Genomic DNA, 18582 nt, shown 5'->3' on the forward strand with positions numbered 1-18582 from the left:
AATCCTCACCTCACTGTTCCCCTAAATCATGCTACAGTCAAACCATGAAAATACTCTGGCTAACGCTCTATTTTGCGGTGCTGATTTGGTCGGCTATCGCGCCAAAAGACTATCCGACATGGTGGCTGGAAGTATTGCCTGCGCTCATTGGTCTGGCGGTCATGGCGCTTACGTACAAACGCTTTCCGCTCACCCCGCTACTCTACGGTTTGATCCTGATTCATTGCATTATTTTGATGGTTGGCGGGCATTACACTTATGCCGAAGTGCCGCTATTTGACTGGATACGCGATGCGCTTGGCCAGTCTCGCAATAACTACGACAAAGTCGGGCATCTGGCACAGGGATTTATACCAGTCATGATCGCCCGCGAGTTACTCATTCGCAAGCAAGTAGTGAATGGTGAGGGCTGGATGCATTTCTTCTGCGTCTGCTTTGTGCTGGCCTTTAGCGCGCTGTACGAACTCATCGAATGGCTGGTTGCAGCCATCTACGGCGGTTCAGCGGAGGCATTCCTTGGCACCCAAGGTTACGTCTGGGATACCCAATCCGACATGTTATGGGCATTGATTGGCGGCATCTCGGCTCTGCTCCTGCTTAAAAACTGGCATAATCGGCAGTTAAAAGGCCTATGCAAGCCCGACAATAGGGGCTAACCTAACGCGCTTTAAGCGATGAATCGACGTGGCTAATCAACAGCAAACCGGCCTGATCTACGGACTGACCGCCTACATCCTCTGGGGTTTCTTCCCCATTTTCTTCTACTACCTCAACTCAGTGTCACCGGCTGAAATTCTAGCCCAGCGCATTGTTTGGTCATTCCTGTTTCTCGCCGTCGTTGTGCTGCTTACCGGCAAGCATCAGCGCATTTGGGAGGCTTTACGCAATCCAGCCACCCGCAAATTCATGATCGCCTCCTCCATTCTCATCGCCATCAACTGGTTAACCTTTATTTGGGCGGTGGCCAATGGGCGCGTATTGGAGTCGAGTTTCGGTTACTTCCTCACGCCACTGGTGAGCGTGATGCTCGCGCGGGTCATTCTCAAGGAACAGCTGGATATTTACCGGTTGGCAGCTTGCGCACTGGCGCTGATTGGCATTATCACTCAAGTCATCAATCTTGGTGGTCTGCCATGGGTTTCGCTCACCGTGTCGATCAGCTTTGGCTGTTACGGCTTAGTGCGTAAAAAAGCCGAAGTCGACTCGCTCTCTGGCCTGACCATTGAAACCGCCGTGCTACTCCCCCTCTCCGTCCTGTATATGATCTGGCTTGCTGCCAATGGCCAGAGCGGATTTATTAGCAATGGCATCTCCGTCAGCGTACTGTTGATGGTCTCCGGCGTCATCACTGCCGTCCCGTTATTGCTGTTTGCCACCGCCGCCAAAAAGCTCAGCCTCACCGCGATTGGCTTTATGATGTACATCAACCCGATCATGCAAATGCTATGCGGCATCTACTTCTTTAAAGAGTCGTTCGATAGTACACAGTTGGTGAGCTTCGGCTTTATCTGGATCGCGCTGATCGTATTTAGCGTGGGCGCAATTACTCAGCAACGGCGCATGCGTTTACTCGCCAATCCGATACAATAAACCCAAATCACACGACTTACTGATAACCAACACTTAGGAATGATCGCATGCCTGACACCCACCAGAAGACCAACACCATGCAATGGGAATGCATCCTGTTCGATCTTGACGGCACGCTGGTCGACAGCGAGAAGCTCAATTTTCAAGCCTATGCCGCGCTGATTCCAGAAATTACGGAGTCGCAAGTCTCATTAATCGAGCGCTACGAAGGCATGCAATTTGCAGCGGTGGTTCGTGATATTGAGCAGCGTTATAGCCTCACGATGCCGGATGATTTTGAAACCCTATTTCGTGATCATGTACGTGGCTTATTTGAAGATGGCTTACGGCCGATTGCGGGGATTCCGGAATTGCTACCGGCACTCTCTCAGCAGATTTGCGTGGCCTCCAATGCACCACCAAAGAAGCTCGCCCATGCCTTGCAAGTCACTGAGTTGGCACAACACTTTGGGGATAATGTGTTTAGTGCCTATGACATTAATGCCTGGAAACCGAAGCCGGATTTGTTTTTACACGCCGCTGAGAAAATGGGCTTTGCGCCGGAGCAATGTGCGGTAATTGAGGATAGCCCAACGGGTGTGGAAGCCGCGATTGCAGCGGGGATGCAGGTGTTTCATTACACGCCGAAACAACGTCGGGAGAATAAACCAGGGTATGTGAATATTGTGGATATGGCAGAATTGAGTGAGATTTTGCTGGGTCGGTAGTTTACAGATCTGATTAGCTATTGATACAGCCACTGCCATTATTAAAAGATTCAACAGGCAACCCCTGTTGAATCTTTTGGTATAAGTCGCTTATTAGAATGCAGGCATTAGCACTCGCTAACCCAAACTCCAACATCCAAGCTAGATTCCGCAACGCCTGCAAACGAACCAGACACTGGCGGAACCGACTGCGCCAAACGCGCAACCGCCACCGGAATATGATCAGGACCAACAATATCGCCAATCGTTGGATCAAAACCAATCCAGCCGCCGCCGGGTAAATATACCTCAGCCCATGCGTGAGTCGAGCCAACCTGAGCCGACATCAATGGGGCATGTAGATAGCCACTCACAAAGCGTGTCGCCAGTCCCAAACACTTAGCCGCTTCCATAAATAGCAATGCAAAGTCACGGCAAGAGCCTGAACCTAAGGTCAGTGTTTGCTCCGAGGTCTGCACGCCCGGCTCTTCTCTGACGGTATAGGTCATCGTTTCATAAATGCGCGTAGTCAGGCGTTGCAGTAGCGTATAGCTCTGCACCTGCTCATCGAACTTCCAACTCTCGAAAATCCAGTTATTTAAGCGTACTCTGGTTTTTTCATCTGGCAAAATTCGGTAAGGCGACAGCTGGATCTGGTCTTCCTCGGAGTAGATAAACGGGTAGTTGATCGCATAATCCGACACCATGAAATCCAAAGGCACTTCGTTGTACTGCTGAATGATGACTTCGCTTTCAATCGCCAATTGCCGCGTCTCGCCGCTAAAGCTCGCTGTCGCGACGGAGTTACTCTCAACGTCGCGATGCCACATGAGCTTGGCTTCCGGGGAGATTTTTAGATCAAAGGATTCGATGCGCAGTTCGTGGTTTTCACGAGGACGCAGTAGTAACTGGTGAGCTCCCAGCGTCACCATTTTGGTGTAGTTGTAGAAAGTACGGTGGATAATTTTGTATCGTTTCATAGTTATTAGCTCTGATTAGATTACGGTTACTAAATCGATAGAACAGAGAAATCAATATTGTTATGATCCATTTTTCTGAGGGCGTCTTGCTAATTATGTTCTTTATACTCTCAAAAGTACTCTCGTTTTTTCTTGTACCCATCAACTGCTTGTTTGTTTTGACACTGCTGTGGTGGTTTTCAGCCGCGATATTCAAAAAGCCCCGCCTGACCAAGTTTCTGGCGCGTTTCACGATTATCGCGTGGTTGCTTGTTGGCTATTACCCGATTCCAGATTACCTGCTTTCAAAGCTGGAGAATACCTATCCACAAGCCAGTGTTGACTATAAAGAACTAACTGGTGTGATTGTGTTGGGGGGCGGTGAAGGAAAAGGCAGTGTTGCCAAAGCTCGAAATGAAGCCTCATTGATGAGAGCGGCAGAGCGAATCACAGAGTCTACTAAAGCCTACAATCAAAATCCTCAGCTAAAGATTTTGTACACAGGTTATACCGGCCAGATTTTTCACGAAGGTTGGTCTGGTGCCGATATTGCGAAAAAGTTTTTAACTGAGCAAGGTGTGCCGCCGGAGAATATTATCTTGGAAGGCAGGTCTCGTAACACTTATGAAAATGCGCTTTATTCCAAAGAATTATTGGAAGCAACCGGCAATGAAGGGCGTTGGGGCCTGATTACTTCTGCCGCACACATGAGTCGCTCAATGAAAATTTTTGAACGTGTTGGCTTAGCTGAGCGTGTCATTGCTATTCCCGTGGATTATGAAACCTCCGGCATCAATGACTGGTGGCGATTTGACCTTAAGGACGGAAACGACCTCTGGCGCAACTACATTCATGAAACGCTAGGTACGTTGATTTATCGTTTAACGGGAAGGATTTAAGCACACTGCACCTAGCAAGTGACTCACTACGAATTAACAAAGCCAGCGATGAAAGTAGCGCTATACACCACTACCCCTGTATCAGCTACAATAGCGCTATCAAAAACACATTACGTTTAATTTTCAGGATCTGAAAAATGCCTAAGGCAAGTGAAATCAAAAAGAACACAGCGCTTAATTATAACGGTAGAACTTACATTGTAAGAGATATCGAACGTTCGGTTCCACAAGGCCGCGCGGGTGGTAGTCTCTACCGCATGCGCATGTACGATGTGGTTAGTAACAGCAAAATTGACGAGACGTTTAAAGACTCGGAAATGTTGGAATTGGCTGATTTAGTTCGTGAGCCAGTGATGTTTTCTTACATCGATGGCGAAGAATATGTCTTTATGAACACTGAAGACTACACGCCATACAATCTGAACAAAGATACGATCGCCAATGAAACGCCATTCATTACAGAAGCCACTACGGGTATTCAGGTGATTTTGGTTGATGACATGCCAGTAGCGCTTGAGCTGCCAACGCATGTGGAGCTGGAAATCACTGAAACTGATCCATCAATCAAAGGTGGTTCTGCAACGGCGAGAACCAAGCCTGCGATCTTATCGACTGGCTTGACTGTTCAAGTACCTGAGCATATTTCTACGGGTAACGTGATCCGTATACACGTAGAAGAGCGTAAATTCTTAGGTCGCGCAGACAATAAGTAATTAAGCCGAGGCAATCAATGCCTCGCGCAGCCATCGCCGGACCGACTCCACTGTCGGGCTCGGCGGTGTCGCTTGTTTGGGATACACAAGATAATAGCCGTGGCCATTCTCTACTTCGTGCTGCCATAAGCTAATCAAATGCCCTTGATCTACATGATCCCTTACTAAAAAGCTCGGCACCAACGTAATTCCCTGACCAGTAATTGCTGCATCAATCGCTAATGAGGTTTGGTTGAATGCCAGCATTCGGCGCGCCGGCTGTAGTTTCATCGCCTTAAACCACGTATCCCAATGGCCATGGCTGTCCTGAATCAGCCGCTGAATCACAAACTGTCGTGGGTCATCAATTTCAAAAGTATCCGGATCATCCTGAGCGCTGCGATAGTTATAGTGCTTTCTGGCATAGTCGACGCTGCAAACGGCCAGTAAGTGAATCGAGACCAATAGCTCTGCATGCAGCGATTTATCAAACGGCGGGCAACCGTAGCGAATGGCAATATCTACGCCATCAGATTGAAAGTCAGCCAGTTTATCGCTGGCGATAATGTGCATATCAATTTCGGGATGTGCCGATTCAAAGTCAGCCAACCGAGGTACCAGCCACTTCGCCGCCATTGAGGGTGTCATACTGACTGTGACCTGATTATCTGTAGTTGTAACAGCCTGTGTTGCTTCTTCGATAATACTCAACGCATGCCGAATCGCTTGATAATACTGCTTGCCACGCTCGGTCAATGCCAAACCACGCGCCAAACGATGAAACAGCTTAACGCCTAAATCCGCTTCTAACTGGCGCACCTGTTGAGCAACCGCGCCTTGCGTGAGGTGTAATGTCTCTGCGGCCAGTCGGAAGTTTAAGTGCTCAGCGGCCGCATTAAACATTCTCAGTGCTTTTAAATTGGGTTCTCGCATGGGTCATAAGCCAGTAGATTTTCTACAGTCTGAGCTGTGATAATGTGATTAGTCAAGGTCTCTGTTGTGGCAGATACTTCCGCCATCAAAACCAACGATGACCAGATGAGAGGACTAGTATTATGGAAGCTGTTTTACAATACATTGGACCACAAAAAGAGACGATCGCGTTTTACACCAAGTGGGTAGCATCGATTATCCAGATTCTGGGCTATACGGCGACGGCGTTCGAGTTTGCGCCATGGAATATTTATCTGTTTCTAGCCGGTATCACGGGCTGGTTGGCCGTTGGCCTGCTGTGGAATGATAAAGCCATTATCCTAATCCACGTCATTGCACTGACCGTCATGGTGGCTGGAGCAATCAGCTAAATATTACATGCTAAGGCTTTCTTCACGTTGCTTCGACATTCGCTGCACGATACTGGATTCAGTAGGTTCACTATCTTATGAGGGGCGACGTGATGAAAATGAATTTCCCAAGCTTTTTTCTGGTTCCACTGCTGGCTGCGCTGAGTCCGGCTTTGGCTACGGCTGAAAGTACTGCGGGCACTTCAGCGAAGACATTGACGAAGTCAGGCTGCCCTGCCACATTGGATTATTCGTTTCGCAAGCTGAGTGATGCCAAAAGCATCAACCTCTGCGACACCTACAAAGGCCAAGTGACGCTAATTGTGAATACCGCCAGCCGCTGTGGCTTTACGCCGCAATTTGCAGAGTTGGAAACGCTTTACAACACTTACAAGCCTCGCGGCTTTACGGTATTGGGCTTTCCATCCAATGACTTTGGCTCGCAAGACCCCGGTACGGAAAAAGAGATTGCCACCTTTTGCAGCCGAACGTACGGCGTCAAATTTCCAATGTTTGAGAAAACGCATGCGATAAAATCGGCAGCATCGCCGTTTTACCGAACCTTAGGTGAGTTAGCGGGCGAATACCCGCAATGGAATTTTCATAAGTACTTACTGGATAGAGAAGGGCGATTAGTGGCCAGCCTGCCAAGTCATGTATCTCCGACGGATAAGCAAGTCACCGATCTGGTTGAGAAAAGCCTGTAACAAATTAGCTAATGAGTGCATTCTCGAGATTAATACTTGGGAATGTGCTTAAGCATCTTCCAGCGCCCAAATGTCATAAGCCATTTCTTCATATTTATGTACGGCTTTTGCAGCGGCCAGTACGTCGGGCAGTAGCTCGCGCAAACACATCGTTTCGATACGATCTTCTAATACCGCCTCAAGCTTGCCAACCGTGCCAATGGTTGGAACCGCGCCCTCCTCAGGTAAGAAACGACCAACGCCCTTTGTGGTAAAGCTGCAGTGGCTGTAATTGCTGTCAGTTCGTTTACCCGCACCGGCTTTGCCAATCGCTTCACGCACGGCGTCGGCGTAATCTTCGGGAACAAAAATAGCGAGTTTTACGTATTTAGATGGCATTGGTTTACCTTAATTAGTCGACAAAGCATCATTTTCTTCAAGCGTCTCCGACGTTTTTGATGGGCTTAGTAGCCGAGTGAACTCTGTCTCGCAATGAGTGGTTAATAGCAGCTTTTCAGTAGAGCGAGTCATTGCTACATACAAGAGCTTCGCTTCGGTCACGACATCAAGATTTTTGGTTGGCATATATCCCAACCCTAAGACGATGACCATTGGAAACTCTAAGCCCTTGCTGCTGTGAATCGTCATAAGTTTAACGCTGTCATCGCGAAAGCAGAATGCTTTTTTAGCCTTGGAGTTAGATAACCATTGATGCGGAATATTCGCCTGTTCAAGTTTTTCTTCGATCTGCTGCCCTTGACGCTTATTTCGATACAGCAAACAAATTTCAGACCACTTAATTCCTCGATCTTCATGCCAGCGTAATAGCCAAGTGACAATAGTTTTCACCTCCAGCTCAAAGGACTCAAATTGCCTTAACTCTGGTGCGACGCTGTGTCTGCCAGCAGACTCTGGTTGTATTAACGGGACGAAGTCTTCTTCAGCTGAATGGTCCTTGAGATAATGCTTCGCAAAATCATAAGCAAAGGTGAAGACTTCATCGGTATTGCGATAGTTCGTTCTGAGAACAGTTGTGCGCCCACGTGCCTGAATCCCGACACTGGATAAGCTAAACCCAAGCTGATCTTGTTTGCTATAAATCGACTGCGCATCGTCATACAAGAGTAAAAGCTGACCATCCTCAGCATCAGCCATTCGACTAATTACACTCAACCATTCCGGCTCAAAATCATGGCCCTCGTCAATCATAATGGCACCATATAAATCTGGCTTAATGATGCCGTCTTCTACTGCCTGAATAACAGTTTCTTCCAGCAGCTTTATGTAATTATCATTGGCTCCAGCATTGACGGCTAAATCATTCTGTTTGAGTAGGTCACCACACCAGCCATGAAAATGGCGGACGATAACTTTTTCAGCCAGACCTTGTTCGTGCATCAATTCCTGCATGCGTGCGGCTAGTGTGATGTTATAGCAAAGTACCAAGACGGGCTTTTGTAACAATGGTGCGAGATATACGCAGCGATAAATCAGTATCAGTGTTTTACCGGAACCTGCAACGCCATGCACTACACGGTGGCCGCCTCCCATGCTGCGAGCAAGCTGCTCTTGCTGCATGTCCATTACTTTCATGAGTCCTGAGAGTGGTTGGTGCTCAGTGTCATGCTTCTGGATGGACTGCTCGCCGTTATCAAATAGACTGCCTTGATCGGGAATACGGATTTCCGGAAAAATATGCCAGCGTACTCTGTCGATTTGTTCTTTAGAGAGTGGCTGATTAAAGCGATGCTGAAACATATTCCATAGCCGCTCCTGAAACTGCTCAGGGTCACTATTTTCGAGCATTTCATCACGGCAAATTATCTGGCTTTTAGGAATAATATTTCCCAGCTTGTGATCGTTAAATTGCTTGCGAGTGATGCTGGTGAATACCACGCCGAAGCCATATGGAAATGCGAGTTTTCCACCATATTGCCCGGACTCCTGACGCAATAACGGATCTACTTCTAAAGTATTGACCAATTGGTAGGCGCACTGCCGAGCTTGCTCTACGGGATTGAGCACATTTTTCAGGCCACTTGGGGTTTTCAGTCCAACAGATGATTTATCGAAATGATCAATGGTGTCTATTTTCCAGTCTTTGACCTCCAGCAACAGCAGGCCACGCAGAGGATGGAATACAATAAAGTCTGAATACCGCTGGCGCTTCCCAACCGGCATGTCGTACCAACATAAATAGTCGTCTTCTAAAAACTGTTCCAGACGATTCGCAAAGCGCCGTTCTCCTGCTTGCATTCGGGCTGTACAGCTACTGAGAGATGGAATGAGTTTAGCCATTGTGTTTATATTTATTATTTAGGTATGACTCGATACTACTATAAGCCTCCTTGAAAAGTGATTAAATTATACAAACAAAAAAGCCGGAGCTAATGAAACGCTCCGGCAATGCACATGATAAACAATGGTTAAGCGATTTGCTTAGAAGAATCCAAGCGGATTTACATCGTAGCTAACTAATAAGTTCTTAGTTTGCTGGTAGTGATCCAACATCATTCTGTGGTTTTCACGACCAACACCAGACTTCTTGTACCCACCAAATGCCGCGTGAGCTGGGTAGTGGTGGTAGCAGTTGGTCCATACACGACCCGCCTGAATGCCACGGCCCATGCGGTAAGACAAGTTCATGTCACGTGTCCAAACACCAGCACCTAATCCAAACTCAGTGTCATTGGCAATTTCCAGCGCTTCAGCTGCATCCTTAAAGGTTGTTACTGAGACGACAGGGCCAAAGATTTCTTCCTGGAATACGCGCATTTTGTTGTTGCCTTTCAGCAATGTTGGCTGCACGTAGTAACCGGTGCTGTGCTCAGCGCCCATGGCTTCAACGCCACCACCAATCAATACTTCTGCGCCTTCCTCTTTACCGATTTCGATGTACTTCAGGATTTTGTCGTACTGTTCCTGAGAGGCTTGTGCGCCCACCATGACTTCAGTATCCAACGGGTTGCCACGCTTAATTTGCGCTGCACGCTCGATTACCAGACCAATGAATTTCTCGTAGATGGACTCCTGAACCAGTAAGCGAGAAGGACAAGTACAAACTTCACCTTGGTTGAAGAATGCTAATACCGCACCTTCAATACACTTGCTGACAAACTCATCTTCCTGATCCAGCACGTCTTCAAAGAATACGTTTGGCGACTTACCGCCAAGCTCAACGGTTGATGGGATAATGTTTTCAGCCGCGCACTTCAGAATGTGTGAGCCGACCGGTGTGGAACCTGTAAATGCAATCTTGGCAATACGTGTGCTAGTCGCTAATGCCTGACCAGCTTCTGCACCGTAGCCATTAACCACATTGATGACGCCAGCAGGTAGCACATCAGAGATTACTTCCATCAGCAGCAAGATTGAAGCAGGTGTTTGCTCCGCAGGCTTTAGGACAACACAGTTACCCGCAGCCAGTGCCGGTGCCAGTTTCCAGGCTGCCATCAGCAGTGGGAAGTTCCAAGGAATGATTTGACCAACAACGCCCAAAGGCTCATGGAAATGATAAGCGATGGTGTTATCGTCAATTTCACTAATGCCGCCTTCTTGTGCACGGATACAACCTGCAAAGTAGCGGAAGTGATCAACACATAATGGTACGTCGGCGTTTAGGGTTTCGCGAACCGCTTTACCATTGTCCCAGCTGTCAGCCACGGCCAGCAGTTCAAGGTTAGCTTCGATGCGATCTGCGATCTTTAATAAGACATTTGAGCGAGCAGCCACAGAGGTTTTACCCCAAGCGTCTTTTGCAGCATGTGCGGCATCGAGTGCCAGCTCAACATCTTCTGCGGTGGAGCGAGGAATTTGGCAGAACACTTCACCATTAACTGGAGAAACGTTACCGAAGTATTCACCTTTAACCGGTGCTACCCATTCGCCACCAATAAAGTTACCGTAAGTTTCTTTAAAATTAACCACGGCACCAGGTGTGTTAGGATTTGCGTATATCATAATCTCCTCCTTGTTTTGAGACTGTATAGATGCTAATAATCCACATGAGCATCCTAGCAACCTAAGGGTTGAATAAAGGTTGAATGATTGCAGCGACTTGAGGAGGTGGCCATGTTATTGAAGCAACGCAAGGAATTGGTTGAATCCCAATGGGATCGCTTCCTTCATAAAAAAGCGGTGAATGCACCCGGCATTCCCCAGCGAATCAGCGCCTCTTGGTCGCGCAGCCAAACCTTTGTTCCCACTCAAACCAGCAGTGTCCGGTTGGAAGATCCCCACGAAACTGAATTCCGTTGGCACGAATCCCCCATTCATGACTGCGCACAGCGCGAACTAGCCAAGTTGATGGATATTGTCAGCGAGGGTGAATTGGTTGCTGCGATTTCCGATGCCACTGGTCGATTACTTTGGACTTATGCCAGCCAACACATGCAAGACCGCGCAGGCGATGTGAATTTTATTGCAGGCGGCCAATGGGGCGAGCAAAGCGCTGGCACCAATGCTGTGGGCCTATGTCTGATTACTCATGAGCCGGTTACCGTATTTTCTGCCGAACACTTTCGCTCAGCGTTACATGACTGGGTCTGTTATGCCGCCCCCATTATTCACCCCCAAACCGGTGCTTTAGTCGGAACGCTGGACTTGTCTTCAACCTGGGAGCGACACACGCCATTAGGTCAGGCAGCAATTGAGCAGATGGCTAAATCCATTGCTCAAAACTTGCCAGATCATCAGCCACAGGCCGAGCTTGAGTTGTATATGCTGGGACAGCCACGGGTGATTTATAAAGGCGCAGCAATGCATTTATCTCTGAGGCATTGCGAGATTCTGTGTTTATTAGCATTAAATCCGCGCGGCCTATCATTAGATGCGCTACATGCCGCGTTGTATGGCGATGAGCCGGTTACCAAAAGTACCCTAAAATCAGAAATTTCAACCTTACGCAGTTTATTAGGTGGGAGCATTGCTTCGCGCCCATATCGCTTAGACCTTGGCTGTCGGGCTGACTTTGTTGATTTGTGGAGTGCTATTAATGCCAAGCGATTTAATCTGGCATTTAGCTTATATCAGGGAAGTTTGTTAACGAGTTCCAACTCGCCAGAAGTGGAGCAATGGCGGCATTGTATTGATGCGATTATGAGTAAATCGCTGAATAACTGCGATGATTTTGGAACCATGCTTAAGCAGTGTCACTTAGATGCGGGAGAGCTGGTTCGAGAGCGTTTGCTGGAGTTGGCGGACTACTAAAATGGCACATGTTTTAATCGGATTAATATCCAATAAAACATATGCCATCAGCTTTACAGCAGTTTCTCAGACTCGCTTAGCAAGCCATCAGAAGCATTTCTGCATTAAGCCAGCTTCGCTTTTCTACGACGAATCACAATCGGCTGAATCAAGCGGCGGTAAGCCAGTGCTAATCCGGTATACACCATAAAGCAGGCCGCCAGTGACGCCAGTCCGGCAATCGTCTGACCAATAATCCCTAATGACTCACCCGTGTGTAAGAAGCGAATATAAACACGCGCTTGCTGGCCCGGTGTGCGGCTGGAGAAGGGCGCAACCTGAACGATCTCGCCACTAGTCGTGCTGAGCTGCAGCTGAGTTTGTTTAGTCGGCTCACCGCCCGTACCCGTATCGACCGTTACCGCAACGGTTTGATCGCCCGGCTTAGGTAAGGTCAGGCTGACTGTTTCCCAATCAATTGAGTAGCCTTTAGCAGTCTCCAACAGCTCCTGTAATGGCAGGCTGGCAGTCGCTTCAGTTGCACTTTGATCCGTGTCACCTTTAGCCGATGGTGCCGCGTTACCCGGAGGCCCACGACGCGCTGGGGCTTCTTCACCATAAGCCTGATACACCAGCTTATTAGCCCAAGAATAAGAAAATACAACCGCCGTGGTAACAATGAAAAACAACGGAATCATCATCCAAATACCCAGCACATTGTGCCAGTTATAATCGCGCGCTTTGGCGTTCGGTAAATTACGGCGGAATACCAGTTTGAGTTTCACCAAATTCCAGCGCCAAACTTTTGGCAGCCAGATATAAATACCGCTGATAATAATAAATAAGAACAGCATATTGGCTAAATCAACAATGCTTTTACCCGTTTGGCGTGCGTCGCCAGAGAGTGCCAGCCAGCGATGAAAGTCGGTCACAGTACTGAAGAAATTTCTCAAGCCAGTCGCGCCATCGCCTAGCACTTCACCGGTGTATGGATCAATTAGCAGTTGCTCATTACGGCCAATCTTAGCCACTACAGGTGACTTGGGTGTTTCTGAAAACACCAGTGAAACGCCTTGTTTGCCGCCTGTGGCTTGTTTTACCGACTCACTTAATTGATCCAGAGTTAAAGGGGCTTGATCAGGCGCTGGCTCCACAAAGTAACTGCGCTCTGCCATATCAATCATTTGGCGCTCATAAGTAAGCAGCACGCCGGTTGCAGACATGGTAAAAATAATGACTCCGGCAAGGACTCCGGCGATTAAGTGCGCCCAGAATATTATGCGTTTAAAGCTCATAGCAGATTCTCAATGACCAGGTGATAGTGTAAAGCGTGCATTATCCTCCATTCGCACTTCTTTATGTGCTTTCGGGTAAGGATATTTTCTCGGTCTGACGCTCAAATTTAATCCTGTAAACCACAACCCAAAAGGCAGCCAACGATGAGGAAATCGATGGCTGCACTGTCTGGTAAAATGTTGCTGTTTTTTTAAGATAAACGAAGGACCGTACCAACCCGTAATTGATTCGCTTTGTTACCCCATAACTTATTCAGTTTGATTAAGCTGTTCACCGGCACATGGGTGCGGGCTGAAATCTTTGACAAAGTGTCGCCTGCACGTACATGGTAAGTTTTTGCTATGACTTTCTTAGGTGGTGCTTTTTTCACAACGACCTGCTTAACCATTTTCTTTGGAGCCGCTTTTTTCACAACGACTTGCTTAACCACTTTCTGAACAACGACTTTTTTAACTACTTTATGATCTTTATCTGAGCCATGGTTATTAGCCATGGCATTTCCTGCTAAGCCCATTGCTAAAAGTGCGGTAACGATTGCTGTATTAAGTGTTTTCATAACGACTTCCTTTAACTGATTTAATAAAATTATTCATGTCTGATTTAAGCTAAATATCGCTGAGCAACCCCGCTCACTCGATGGAATAATTGTGCAATAGGTAAACGTTAATGTGTGTTATCGGGATGTAAAGAACCCGTAAAGTAGAAAAAATCAACAATCAGCGAATAAACAAGCACTTGAATTAAACGAACTAGCGTATCTTGACGGATCAATGAAATGTGATCACAATTGTGCTAATTCGTCTGATTCAAACTAATTGACGATTTCCCTCACCTAATATTTGAGTACTTATCCATGAAAATCGGCATTCTTGAAACCGGCTTGTTACCGAGCGAATTAAGCACGGACTACGGAAGCTATAGCCAAATGTTTGTAACGCTGTTGGACGGCGATGACGAGCAGCTGAGCTTTGTTAATTTTCGGGTGATTGAAGATCAGTTCCCAGAGTCTGTCGATGAGTGTGATGGCTATTTAATCACCGGCTCTAAGCATGCCGCTTATGAAGACTTACCTTGGATTCACCGCCTGAAAGCCTTTGTTCGTGAGATTCATACCGCAAAGTTGCCAATGTTAGGTATTTGCTTTGGACATCAGGTGATTGCCGAAGCACTTGGTGGTAAAGTGGAAAAGTTCAGCGGGGGCTGGGGCGTGGGACGCCACGAGTATCAATTGCAAGCACCGGTGGTGGGGCTTCCAAAAGATCAGAAAACATTGACCATTAATGCATTCCATCAGGATCAGATTACGCAATTACCAGAGGGCGCTTCTGTATTTGCCAGCTCTGAATTTTGTCCTTATGCGGGCTTGAGCTACGGCGACAAGATTCTGACCGTACAAGCGCATCCGGAATTCACCAATCAATTTGAAGCCGCGTTGACGGCTTCGGAACGTGCTTCGATGGTGCCTGATGCCTTACGCACTGCAGCATTAGACGATTTGGCTCGGCCAGATGCTGCGATTGACACACCACTACTGAGTCAGATGATGCGGGAGTTCCTGCTTCAGGCGCGTTAAATCTTACATTTTATCGCTCTGATTCAGCAGGCATCCGGCCTTGGGGTTATACGCTAACCCCAAAAAATGATAACGGGGACATCATGATCCGAGCAATAATTGTAAGTCTGTGCTGTGCGTTCGCACTGAATGCACCAGCACATGCTGATGCCTTATCCAGCTTTTCTCAACTTAAAAATGCAGGCCTGCTGGTCGTCGATACACAAGGGCGTGCGATACGGGCTGATAACAATCAACGATCGTTTATCCCTGCCTCGACCACCAAGCTGGTCACCGCTTGGTTGGCACTCAATCGCTGGGGTGAAAATCACCGCTTCCAAACCAATTTCTATTTTGATCAACAGACCAAGACCTTGTCGGTATTTGGCGGTGGTGATCCGTTCTTGGTTTCCGAAGAAATCGCTATTATTGCCAGCCAACTGCGCCAATTAGGTTTGGATCGCGTTGATACTTTGGTTTTAGATGGCTCGATGTTTACCGATGGGCTGATATTGCCGGGCACTAGCCGCACTAACAACCCATACGACGCGGTGCCTTCTGCACTAGCGGCTAATTTTAATACCGTTAACCTCAAAAAGGTGGGTGGCAAGGTACGCTCGGCTGAAGCACAGACGCCACTCACGCCATTTGCGAAAAGCTTGGCAAGAGGCTTTAAAAAGAAAACATTACGCGTTAACACTGGCCGTAAGCCACAACAAGCGGAGCGTTATTTCGGTGAGTTATTATTGGCGATGTTGAAAAAACAAGGCATTCCAGTGAGTAACCGAATTGTGCATGGTGCCATCGCGCCACAAGCACCATTTTACCAGCACTCTAATAGCCGTACCTTGGGCGATATGATCCGCCCGATGATGAAATACTCAACCAACTTTATCGCCAATCAATTAGTTCTGATTATGGCGGCTGAGCATTATCAGCGTCCTGCCAATGCCCGTGATGTGCAGCAATATATGCAAGATAATCTGCGTGCTGACTTTAACTGGCAGCAGTTCACTTTTCAGGAAGGCGCAGGCCTGTCCCGTAAGAATCGCGTGTCACCACAGCAGCTGGTTCAGTTGCTGGAGCGCTTTAAACCATGGCGTCATCTGCTACCTGAAGTTGAGCCGGGCGTGTTTGCAAAATCGGGCACCTTGAAGAAAGTTAGTACCCTTGCTGGCTATATCGTGGATAATGGCGAGTGGAAACCATTTGCATTAATGATGAATCAATCGGTACCCTACAAGCTGCGTAACCGCATCGCAACTGCGCTGAGGCGCACGCTGTAGGCCGGTTTAGGTACTACACTTTGAGAGGAGAACTGATTCAGCTGGCTTTGAGGTTAAACCGAGTATACTCGACCCTCAGCGCCACCTATTAGACCGATTGATATGTCATTGAGAACCCTACATGCTCGACTGTTGCTAACACTAGCCTTTGCATTTTGCTTAGTGTTACCGTTGAGTGCTGCTCCAGCTGACAATATATCGTTGCCGCTTAGCAAGGCTGAGCGGCTTTGGCTAAAGGAACATCCAGTCATCAGACTTGGAATCGACCGCGCCTTCCCACCCTTTGGCTCTATAAAAGATAATACCTATATCGGTTTTGCGGCCGATTATATGACGCTGATTGCAGAGCGCCTAGGTATTACGTTCGATATTCAAAAAGACGTCCCATGGGCTGAAACGCTTGAAATGGCGCAGCGCCAAGAGATCGATATGATCGCCGGTATGGTGCGTACTCAAGCGCGCGAAGCCTACCTGAATTTTACGCCCAGCTATGTTTCCACAGCCTCAATCATTATCAACGATGGTCATAAGAATGGCTACGTAGGCGACTTGAGTATGCTGCGTGGAAAAGTTGTGGCCTTGGAAAAAGGCTCATTTTCCTCCGATATGCTCACCCAGCACTATCCTGAGATTAAACTGATTGAAGTTCAGAACACGGCGCTGGCACTGAGCTTGGTCGACTCTGGAAGGGCAGATGCCTATGTCGGTAATGCAGCCACCGTTAGCTATCTAATTAAACGCATGGGTGGCTACCGTAATCTGTTTTATGGCGGTAGAACCGAATACTCCAGCGACCACAGCATTGGGATTACAAAAAACAATCCAATCCTGACGTCGATTATGATTAAGGCCTTGGATTCTATTGATCAACAAACCCGCAATAAAATCTCTGAGCGCTGGTTTGGCATGCGTGTGTCCCCTTCGGTGCCGATCAAAGTCATTATTACACTGGCTGCTATTTCAGGCTTATTACTGGCGATCGCCGCTTATTGGATTTTCACCTTGCGCCGCACCCGTAAAGCCTTGCGTAGAAGCGAGCAACAAATACGGATACAGGCCGATTACGATACCTTGACGCGATTGGTGAATCGCCGTCGTTTTTATGAGCTACTGACCGAATCGATTATTCAGGCAGATGAAGCCGGCACTACGTTTGGCTTGCTGTTTCTCGACCTTGATCAATTTAAAGAGGTGAATGATACCTTAGGCCATTACATCGGCGACTCTCTGCTACAGCGGGCTGCCAAGCGTATTCAAACCTGTGTGGATGCCGGTGATATTGTGGCGCGATTAGGTGGTGATGAATTCACGATTATTATTCATGATGTGAAGTCCAGAGATGACCTGAATGGTGTTGCTAATCGCGTTTGTGAAGCGATGAGTGCTGAGTTTTTGATTCAAAATCACAGCATTTATGTGTCTAGCAGTGTGGGCATTACACTCTATCCTGAAGATGCGAAGACGGCTGATGAGCTACTGATCAATGCCGATCAGGCAATGTACGACAGTAAAGCTGGTGGGCGTAACCGCTATAGTTTCTTTGATGAGTCGATGCGCCAAGCGCTGATTGTTAAAAATCAGATGCTGAAGGATTTGCGCTATGCCATCACTGATAATCAGTTTGAGTTATTTTATCAGCCGATTGTTGATCTGAAGTCTGGCAAAATTCATAAAGCAGAAGCCCTGATTCGCTGGAATCATCCTAGCCATGGACTAATTTCTCCGGCGGACTTTATTCCGTTAACCGAAGAAAGCGGACAGATTCTGGAAATGGGCGAATGGATTTTCAAAGAAGCGGCAACCAAAGCATCAAAATGGCGTCGGGAGTTTAGCCCAGACCTACAAATCAGTATTAATACCTCGCCACTACAATACCGCGACAATGGCATCAATGTGAGCTTGTGGGTGCAATACTTGCATCAACTTGGCACTGATGGTAGCGCGATTATTGTTGAGATTACCGAAGGCTTGCTCATGGATAGCAGTAAGCTGGTAAAAGATAAGCTGCTGGAGTTGCGTGATTTTGGCATTGAAGTGGCGATTGATGACTTTGGAACGGGCTATTCTTCGTTGTCGTATTTAAAGCGATTCCATATTGATTGCCTGAAGATCGATCAGTCGTTTGTGGCGAACCTAGCACAGGACTCAGAAGATTTAGCTTTGTGTGAGGCTATTATTATGATGTCGCATAAATTAGGCTGTAAGGTGATTGCTGAAGGCATTGAGACCAAGCCTCAGCGTGATTTATTGGAGCAAATTGGTTGTGATAGCGGTCAAGGTTATTACTTCTCCAAGCCTGTTCCAGCCGCTTTATTTGAGAAGCTGCTGATCGAAGATAGTGCGCTTGATGAGAGTGCGCCTAAACTGAGAGTCATTCCGGCTTCTTGAGCTTGGTGTATTCATTATACTTTGGCACTCTTGGCATTAGCCTTGAGTATAAGGAAGAACTCATATATCTGTATATTG

Annotated in this window: 18 protein-coding genes; 11 read left to right on the forward strand and 7 right to left on the reverse strand. The window is 47.5% G+C overall.

Features of this window, described 5'->3' with window-relative positions:
* Positions 1-44: 44 nt before the first annotated feature.
* The 3 genes from LEUMU_RS0116370 to LEUMU_RS0116380 are packed head-to-tail and all read left to right on the forward strand — an operon-like array spanning position 45 to position 2297.
* On the forward strand, positions 45-656 hold the full coding sequence (locus LEUMU_RS0116370) for a DUF2238 domain-containing protein (RefSeq protein ID WP_022953378.1): 612 nt from the start codon (positions 45-47) through the stop codon (positions 654-656).
* 28 nt (positions 657-684) lie between these two features.
* Positions 685-1590 (forward strand): EamA family transporter RarD, encoded by a 906-nt coding sequence (gene rarD, locus LEUMU_RS26510; protein ID WP_022953379.1) that lies wholly within the window; start codon positions 685-687, stop codon positions 1588-1590.
* 47 nt (positions 1591-1637) lie between these two features.
* Complete coding sequence (locus tag LEUMU_RS0116380) at positions 1638-2297, forward strand: HAD-IA family hydrolase (RefSeq protein WP_022953380.1); 660 nt, start codon at positions 1638-1640, stop codon at positions 2295-2297.
* A 107-nt stretch (positions 2298-2404) separates the two neighbouring features.
* Here the strand turns inward: LEUMU_RS0116380 and LEUMU_RS0116385 are convergent, their stop codons facing one another.
* Positions 2405-3256, reverse strand: a complete 852-nt coding sequence (locus LEUMU_RS0116385) for a transglutaminase family protein (protein WP_022953381.1) — start codon at positions 3254-3256, stop codon at positions 2405-2407.
* 95 nt (positions 3257-3351) lie between these two features.
* Here LEUMU_RS0116385 and LEUMU_RS0116390 point away from each other — a divergent pair, with 95 nt between their 5' ends.
* Together LEUMU_RS0116390 and efpL are read left to right on the forward strand one after the other, a co-directional pair.
* Complete coding sequence (locus LEUMU_RS0116390) at positions 3352-4134, forward strand: YdcF family protein (protein ID WP_169446445.1); 783 nt, start codon at positions 3352-3354, stop codon at positions 4132-4134.
* Between the two features lie 137 nt (positions 4135-4271).
* Positions 4272-4847 (forward strand): elongation factor P-like protein EfpL, encoded by a 576-nt coding sequence (gene efpL, locus LEUMU_RS0116395; protein ID WP_022953383.1) that lies wholly within the window; start codon positions 4272-4274, stop codon positions 4845-4847.
* Here the strand turns inward: efpL and LEUMU_RS0116400 are convergent, their stop codons facing one another.
* Entirely contained in the window at positions 4848-5759 is a 912-nt protein-coding gene (locus LEUMU_RS0116400; protein WP_022953384.1) for a LysR substrate-binding domain-containing protein, read from the reverse strand.
* Positions 5760-5881: 122 nt separating this feature from the next.
* On the opposite strand from LEUMU_RS0116400, the gene LEUMU_RS0116405 reads away from it, so the two are divergent.
* The gene (locus LEUMU_RS0116405) at positions 5882-6130 is read left to right on the forward strand and encodes a DUF6552 family protein (protein WP_022953385.1); all 249 of its coding nucleotides are present in this window, start codon (positions 5882-5884) and stop codon (positions 6128-6130) included.
* Positions 6131-6222: 92 nt separating this feature from the next.
* Positions 6223-6816: a glutathione peroxidase gene (locus tag LEUMU_RS0116410; RefSeq protein WP_022953386.1), complete on the forward strand. Its 594-nt coding sequence runs from the start codon at positions 6223-6225 to the stop codon at positions 6814-6816.
* A gap of 48 nt (positions 6817-6864) precedes the next feature.
* Here LEUMU_RS0116410 and LEUMU_RS0116415 read toward each other — a convergent pair whose 3' ends face one another.
* From LEUMU_RS0116415 to exaC, 3 genes are all read right to left on the reverse strand, one after another.
* A complete protein-coding gene (locus LEUMU_RS0116415) occupies positions 6865-7194 on the reverse strand; it encodes a YqfO family protein (protein WP_022953387.1) in 330 nt (109 codons plus the stop codon).
* A 9-nt stretch (positions 7195-7203) separates the two neighbouring features.
* Complete coding sequence (locus LEUMU_RS0116420; RefSeq protein ID WP_022953388.1) at positions 7204-9051, reverse strand: 3'-5' exonuclease; 1848 nt, start codon at positions 9049-9051, stop codon at positions 7204-7206.
* Between the two features lie 183 nt (positions 9052-9234).
* Positions 9235-10755, reverse strand: a complete 1521-nt coding sequence (gene exaC, locus LEUMU_RS0116425; RefSeq protein ID WP_022953389.1) for an acetaldehyde dehydrogenase ExaC — start codon at positions 10753-10755, stop codon at positions 9235-9237.
* Positions 10756-10866: 111 nt separating this feature from the next.
* Between exaC and LEUMU_RS26515 the strand changes: the two genes are divergently transcribed.
* Complete coding sequence (locus LEUMU_RS26515; protein WP_022953390.1) at positions 10867-12003, forward strand: helix-turn-helix domain-containing protein; 1137 nt, start codon at positions 10867-10869, stop codon at positions 12001-12003.
* 104 nt (positions 12004-12107) lie between these two features.
* Here the strand turns inward: LEUMU_RS26515 and LEUMU_RS26520 are convergent, their stop codons facing one another.
* Together LEUMU_RS26520 and LEUMU_RS0116440 are read right to left on the reverse strand one after the other, a co-directional pair.
* A complete protein-coding gene (locus LEUMU_RS26520; RefSeq protein ID WP_022953391.1) occupies positions 12108-13277 on the reverse strand; it encodes a PepSY-associated TM helix domain-containing protein in 1170 nt (389 codons plus the stop codon).
* A gap of 191 nt (positions 13278-13468) precedes the next feature.
* Entirely contained in the window at positions 13469-13834 is a 366-nt protein-coding gene (locus LEUMU_RS0116440; RefSeq protein ID WP_022953392.1) for a LysM peptidoglycan-binding domain-containing protein, read from the reverse strand.
* A 297-nt stretch (positions 13835-14131) separates the two neighbouring features.
* Between LEUMU_RS0116440 and LEUMU_RS0116445 the strand changes: the two genes are divergently transcribed.
* The 3 genes from LEUMU_RS0116445 to LEUMU_RS28200 all read left to right on the forward strand — a co-directional run bounded on the left by LEUMU_RS0116445 (position 14132) and on the right by LEUMU_RS28200 (position 18504).
* A complete protein-coding gene (locus LEUMU_RS0116445; RefSeq protein WP_022953393.1) occupies positions 14132-14851 on the forward strand; it encodes a glutamine amidotransferase-related protein in 720 nt (239 codons plus the stop codon).
* Between the two features lie 83 nt (positions 14852-14934).
* Entirely contained in the window at positions 14935-16116 is a 1182-nt protein-coding gene (locus tag LEUMU_RS0116450) for a D-alanyl-D-alanine carboxypeptidase/D-alanyl-D-alanine-endopeptidase (protein WP_022953394.1), read from the forward strand.
* A 102-nt stretch (positions 16117-16218) separates the two neighbouring features.
* Positions 16219-18504, forward strand: a complete 2286-nt coding sequence (locus LEUMU_RS28200; protein ID WP_022953395.1) for an EAL domain-containing protein — start codon at positions 16219-16221, stop codon at positions 18502-18504.
* The last annotated feature ends 78 nt before the right edge of the window (positions 18505-18582 follow it).

Origin of the sequence: Leucothrix mucor DSM 2157, assembly GCF_000419525.1 — a bacterium.
GTDB classification, from domain to species: domain Bacteria; phylum Pseudomonadota; class Gammaproteobacteria; order Thiotrichales; family Thiotrichaceae; genus Leucothrix; species Leucothrix mucor.

Excerpts from the sequence above, each read along its gene's own strand:
- LEUMU_RS0116445 (WP_022953393.1), top strand. The coding sequence starts at position 14,132 with ATGAAAATCGGCATTCTTGAAACCGGCTTGTTACCGAGCGAATTAAGC.
- LEUMU_RS26520 (WP_022953391.1), bottom strand. The coding sequence starts at position 13,277 with ATGAGCTTTAAACGCATAATATTCTGGGCGCACTTAATCGCCGGAGTC.
- LEUMU_RS0116405 (WP_022953385.1), top strand. The coding sequence starts at position 5,882 with ATGGAAGCTGTTTTACAATACATTGGACCACAAAAAGAGACGATCGCG.
- LEUMU_RS0116410 (WP_022953386.1), top strand. The coding sequence starts at position 6,223 with ATGAAAATGAATTTCCCAAGCTTTTTTCTGGTTCCACTGCTGGCTGCG.
- LEUMU_RS0116450 (WP_022953394.1), top strand. The coding sequence starts at position 14,935 with ATGATCCGAGCAATAATTGTAAGTCTGTGCTGTGCGTTCGCACTGAAT.
- LEUMU_RS0116415 (WP_022953387.1), bottom strand. The coding sequence starts at position 7,194 with ATGCCATCTAAATACGTAAAACTCGCTATTTTTGTTCCCGAAGATTAC.
- LEUMU_RS28200 (WP_022953395.1), top strand. The coding sequence starts at position 16,219 with ATGTCATTGAGAACCCTACATGCTCGACTGTTGCTAACACTAGCCTTT.
- LEUMU_RS0116440 (WP_022953392.1), bottom strand. The coding sequence starts at position 13,834 with ATGAAAACACTTAATACAGCAATCGTTACCGCACTTTTAGCAATGGGC.
- LEUMU_RS0116420 (WP_022953388.1), bottom strand. The coding sequence starts at position 9,051 with ATGCAAGCAGGAGAACGGCGCTTTGCGAATCGTCTGGAACAGTTTTTA.
- exaC (WP_022953389.1), bottom strand. The coding sequence starts at position 10,755 with ATGATATACGCAAATCCTAACACACCTGGTGCCGTGGTTAATTTTAAA.
- efpL (WP_022953383.1), top strand. The coding sequence starts at position 4,272 with ATGCCTAAGGCAAGTGAAATCAAAAAGAACACAGCGCTTAATTATAAC.
- LEUMU_RS0116370 (WP_022953378.1), top strand. The coding sequence starts at position 45 with ATGAAAATACTCTGGCTAACGCTCTATTTTGCGGTGCTGATTTGGTCG.
- LEUMU_RS0116400 (WP_022953384.1), bottom strand. The coding sequence starts at position 5,759 with ATGCGAGAACCCAATTTAAAAGCACTGAGAATGTTTAATGCGGCCGCT.
- LEUMU_RS0116390 (WP_169446445.1), top strand. The coding sequence starts at position 3,352 with ATGTTCTTTATACTCTCAAAAGTACTCTCGTTTTTTCTTGTACCCATC.
- LEUMU_RS0116380 (WP_022953380.1), top strand. The coding sequence starts at position 1,638 with ATGCCTGACACCCACCAGAAGACCAACACCATGCAATGGGAATGCATC.
- LEUMU_RS0116385 (WP_022953381.1), bottom strand. The coding sequence starts at position 3,256 with ATGAAACGATACAAAATTATCCACCGTACTTTCTACAACTACACCAAA.
- LEUMU_RS26515 (WP_022953390.1), top strand. The coding sequence starts at position 10,867 with ATGTTATTGAAGCAACGCAAGGAATTGGTTGAATCCCAATGGGATCGC.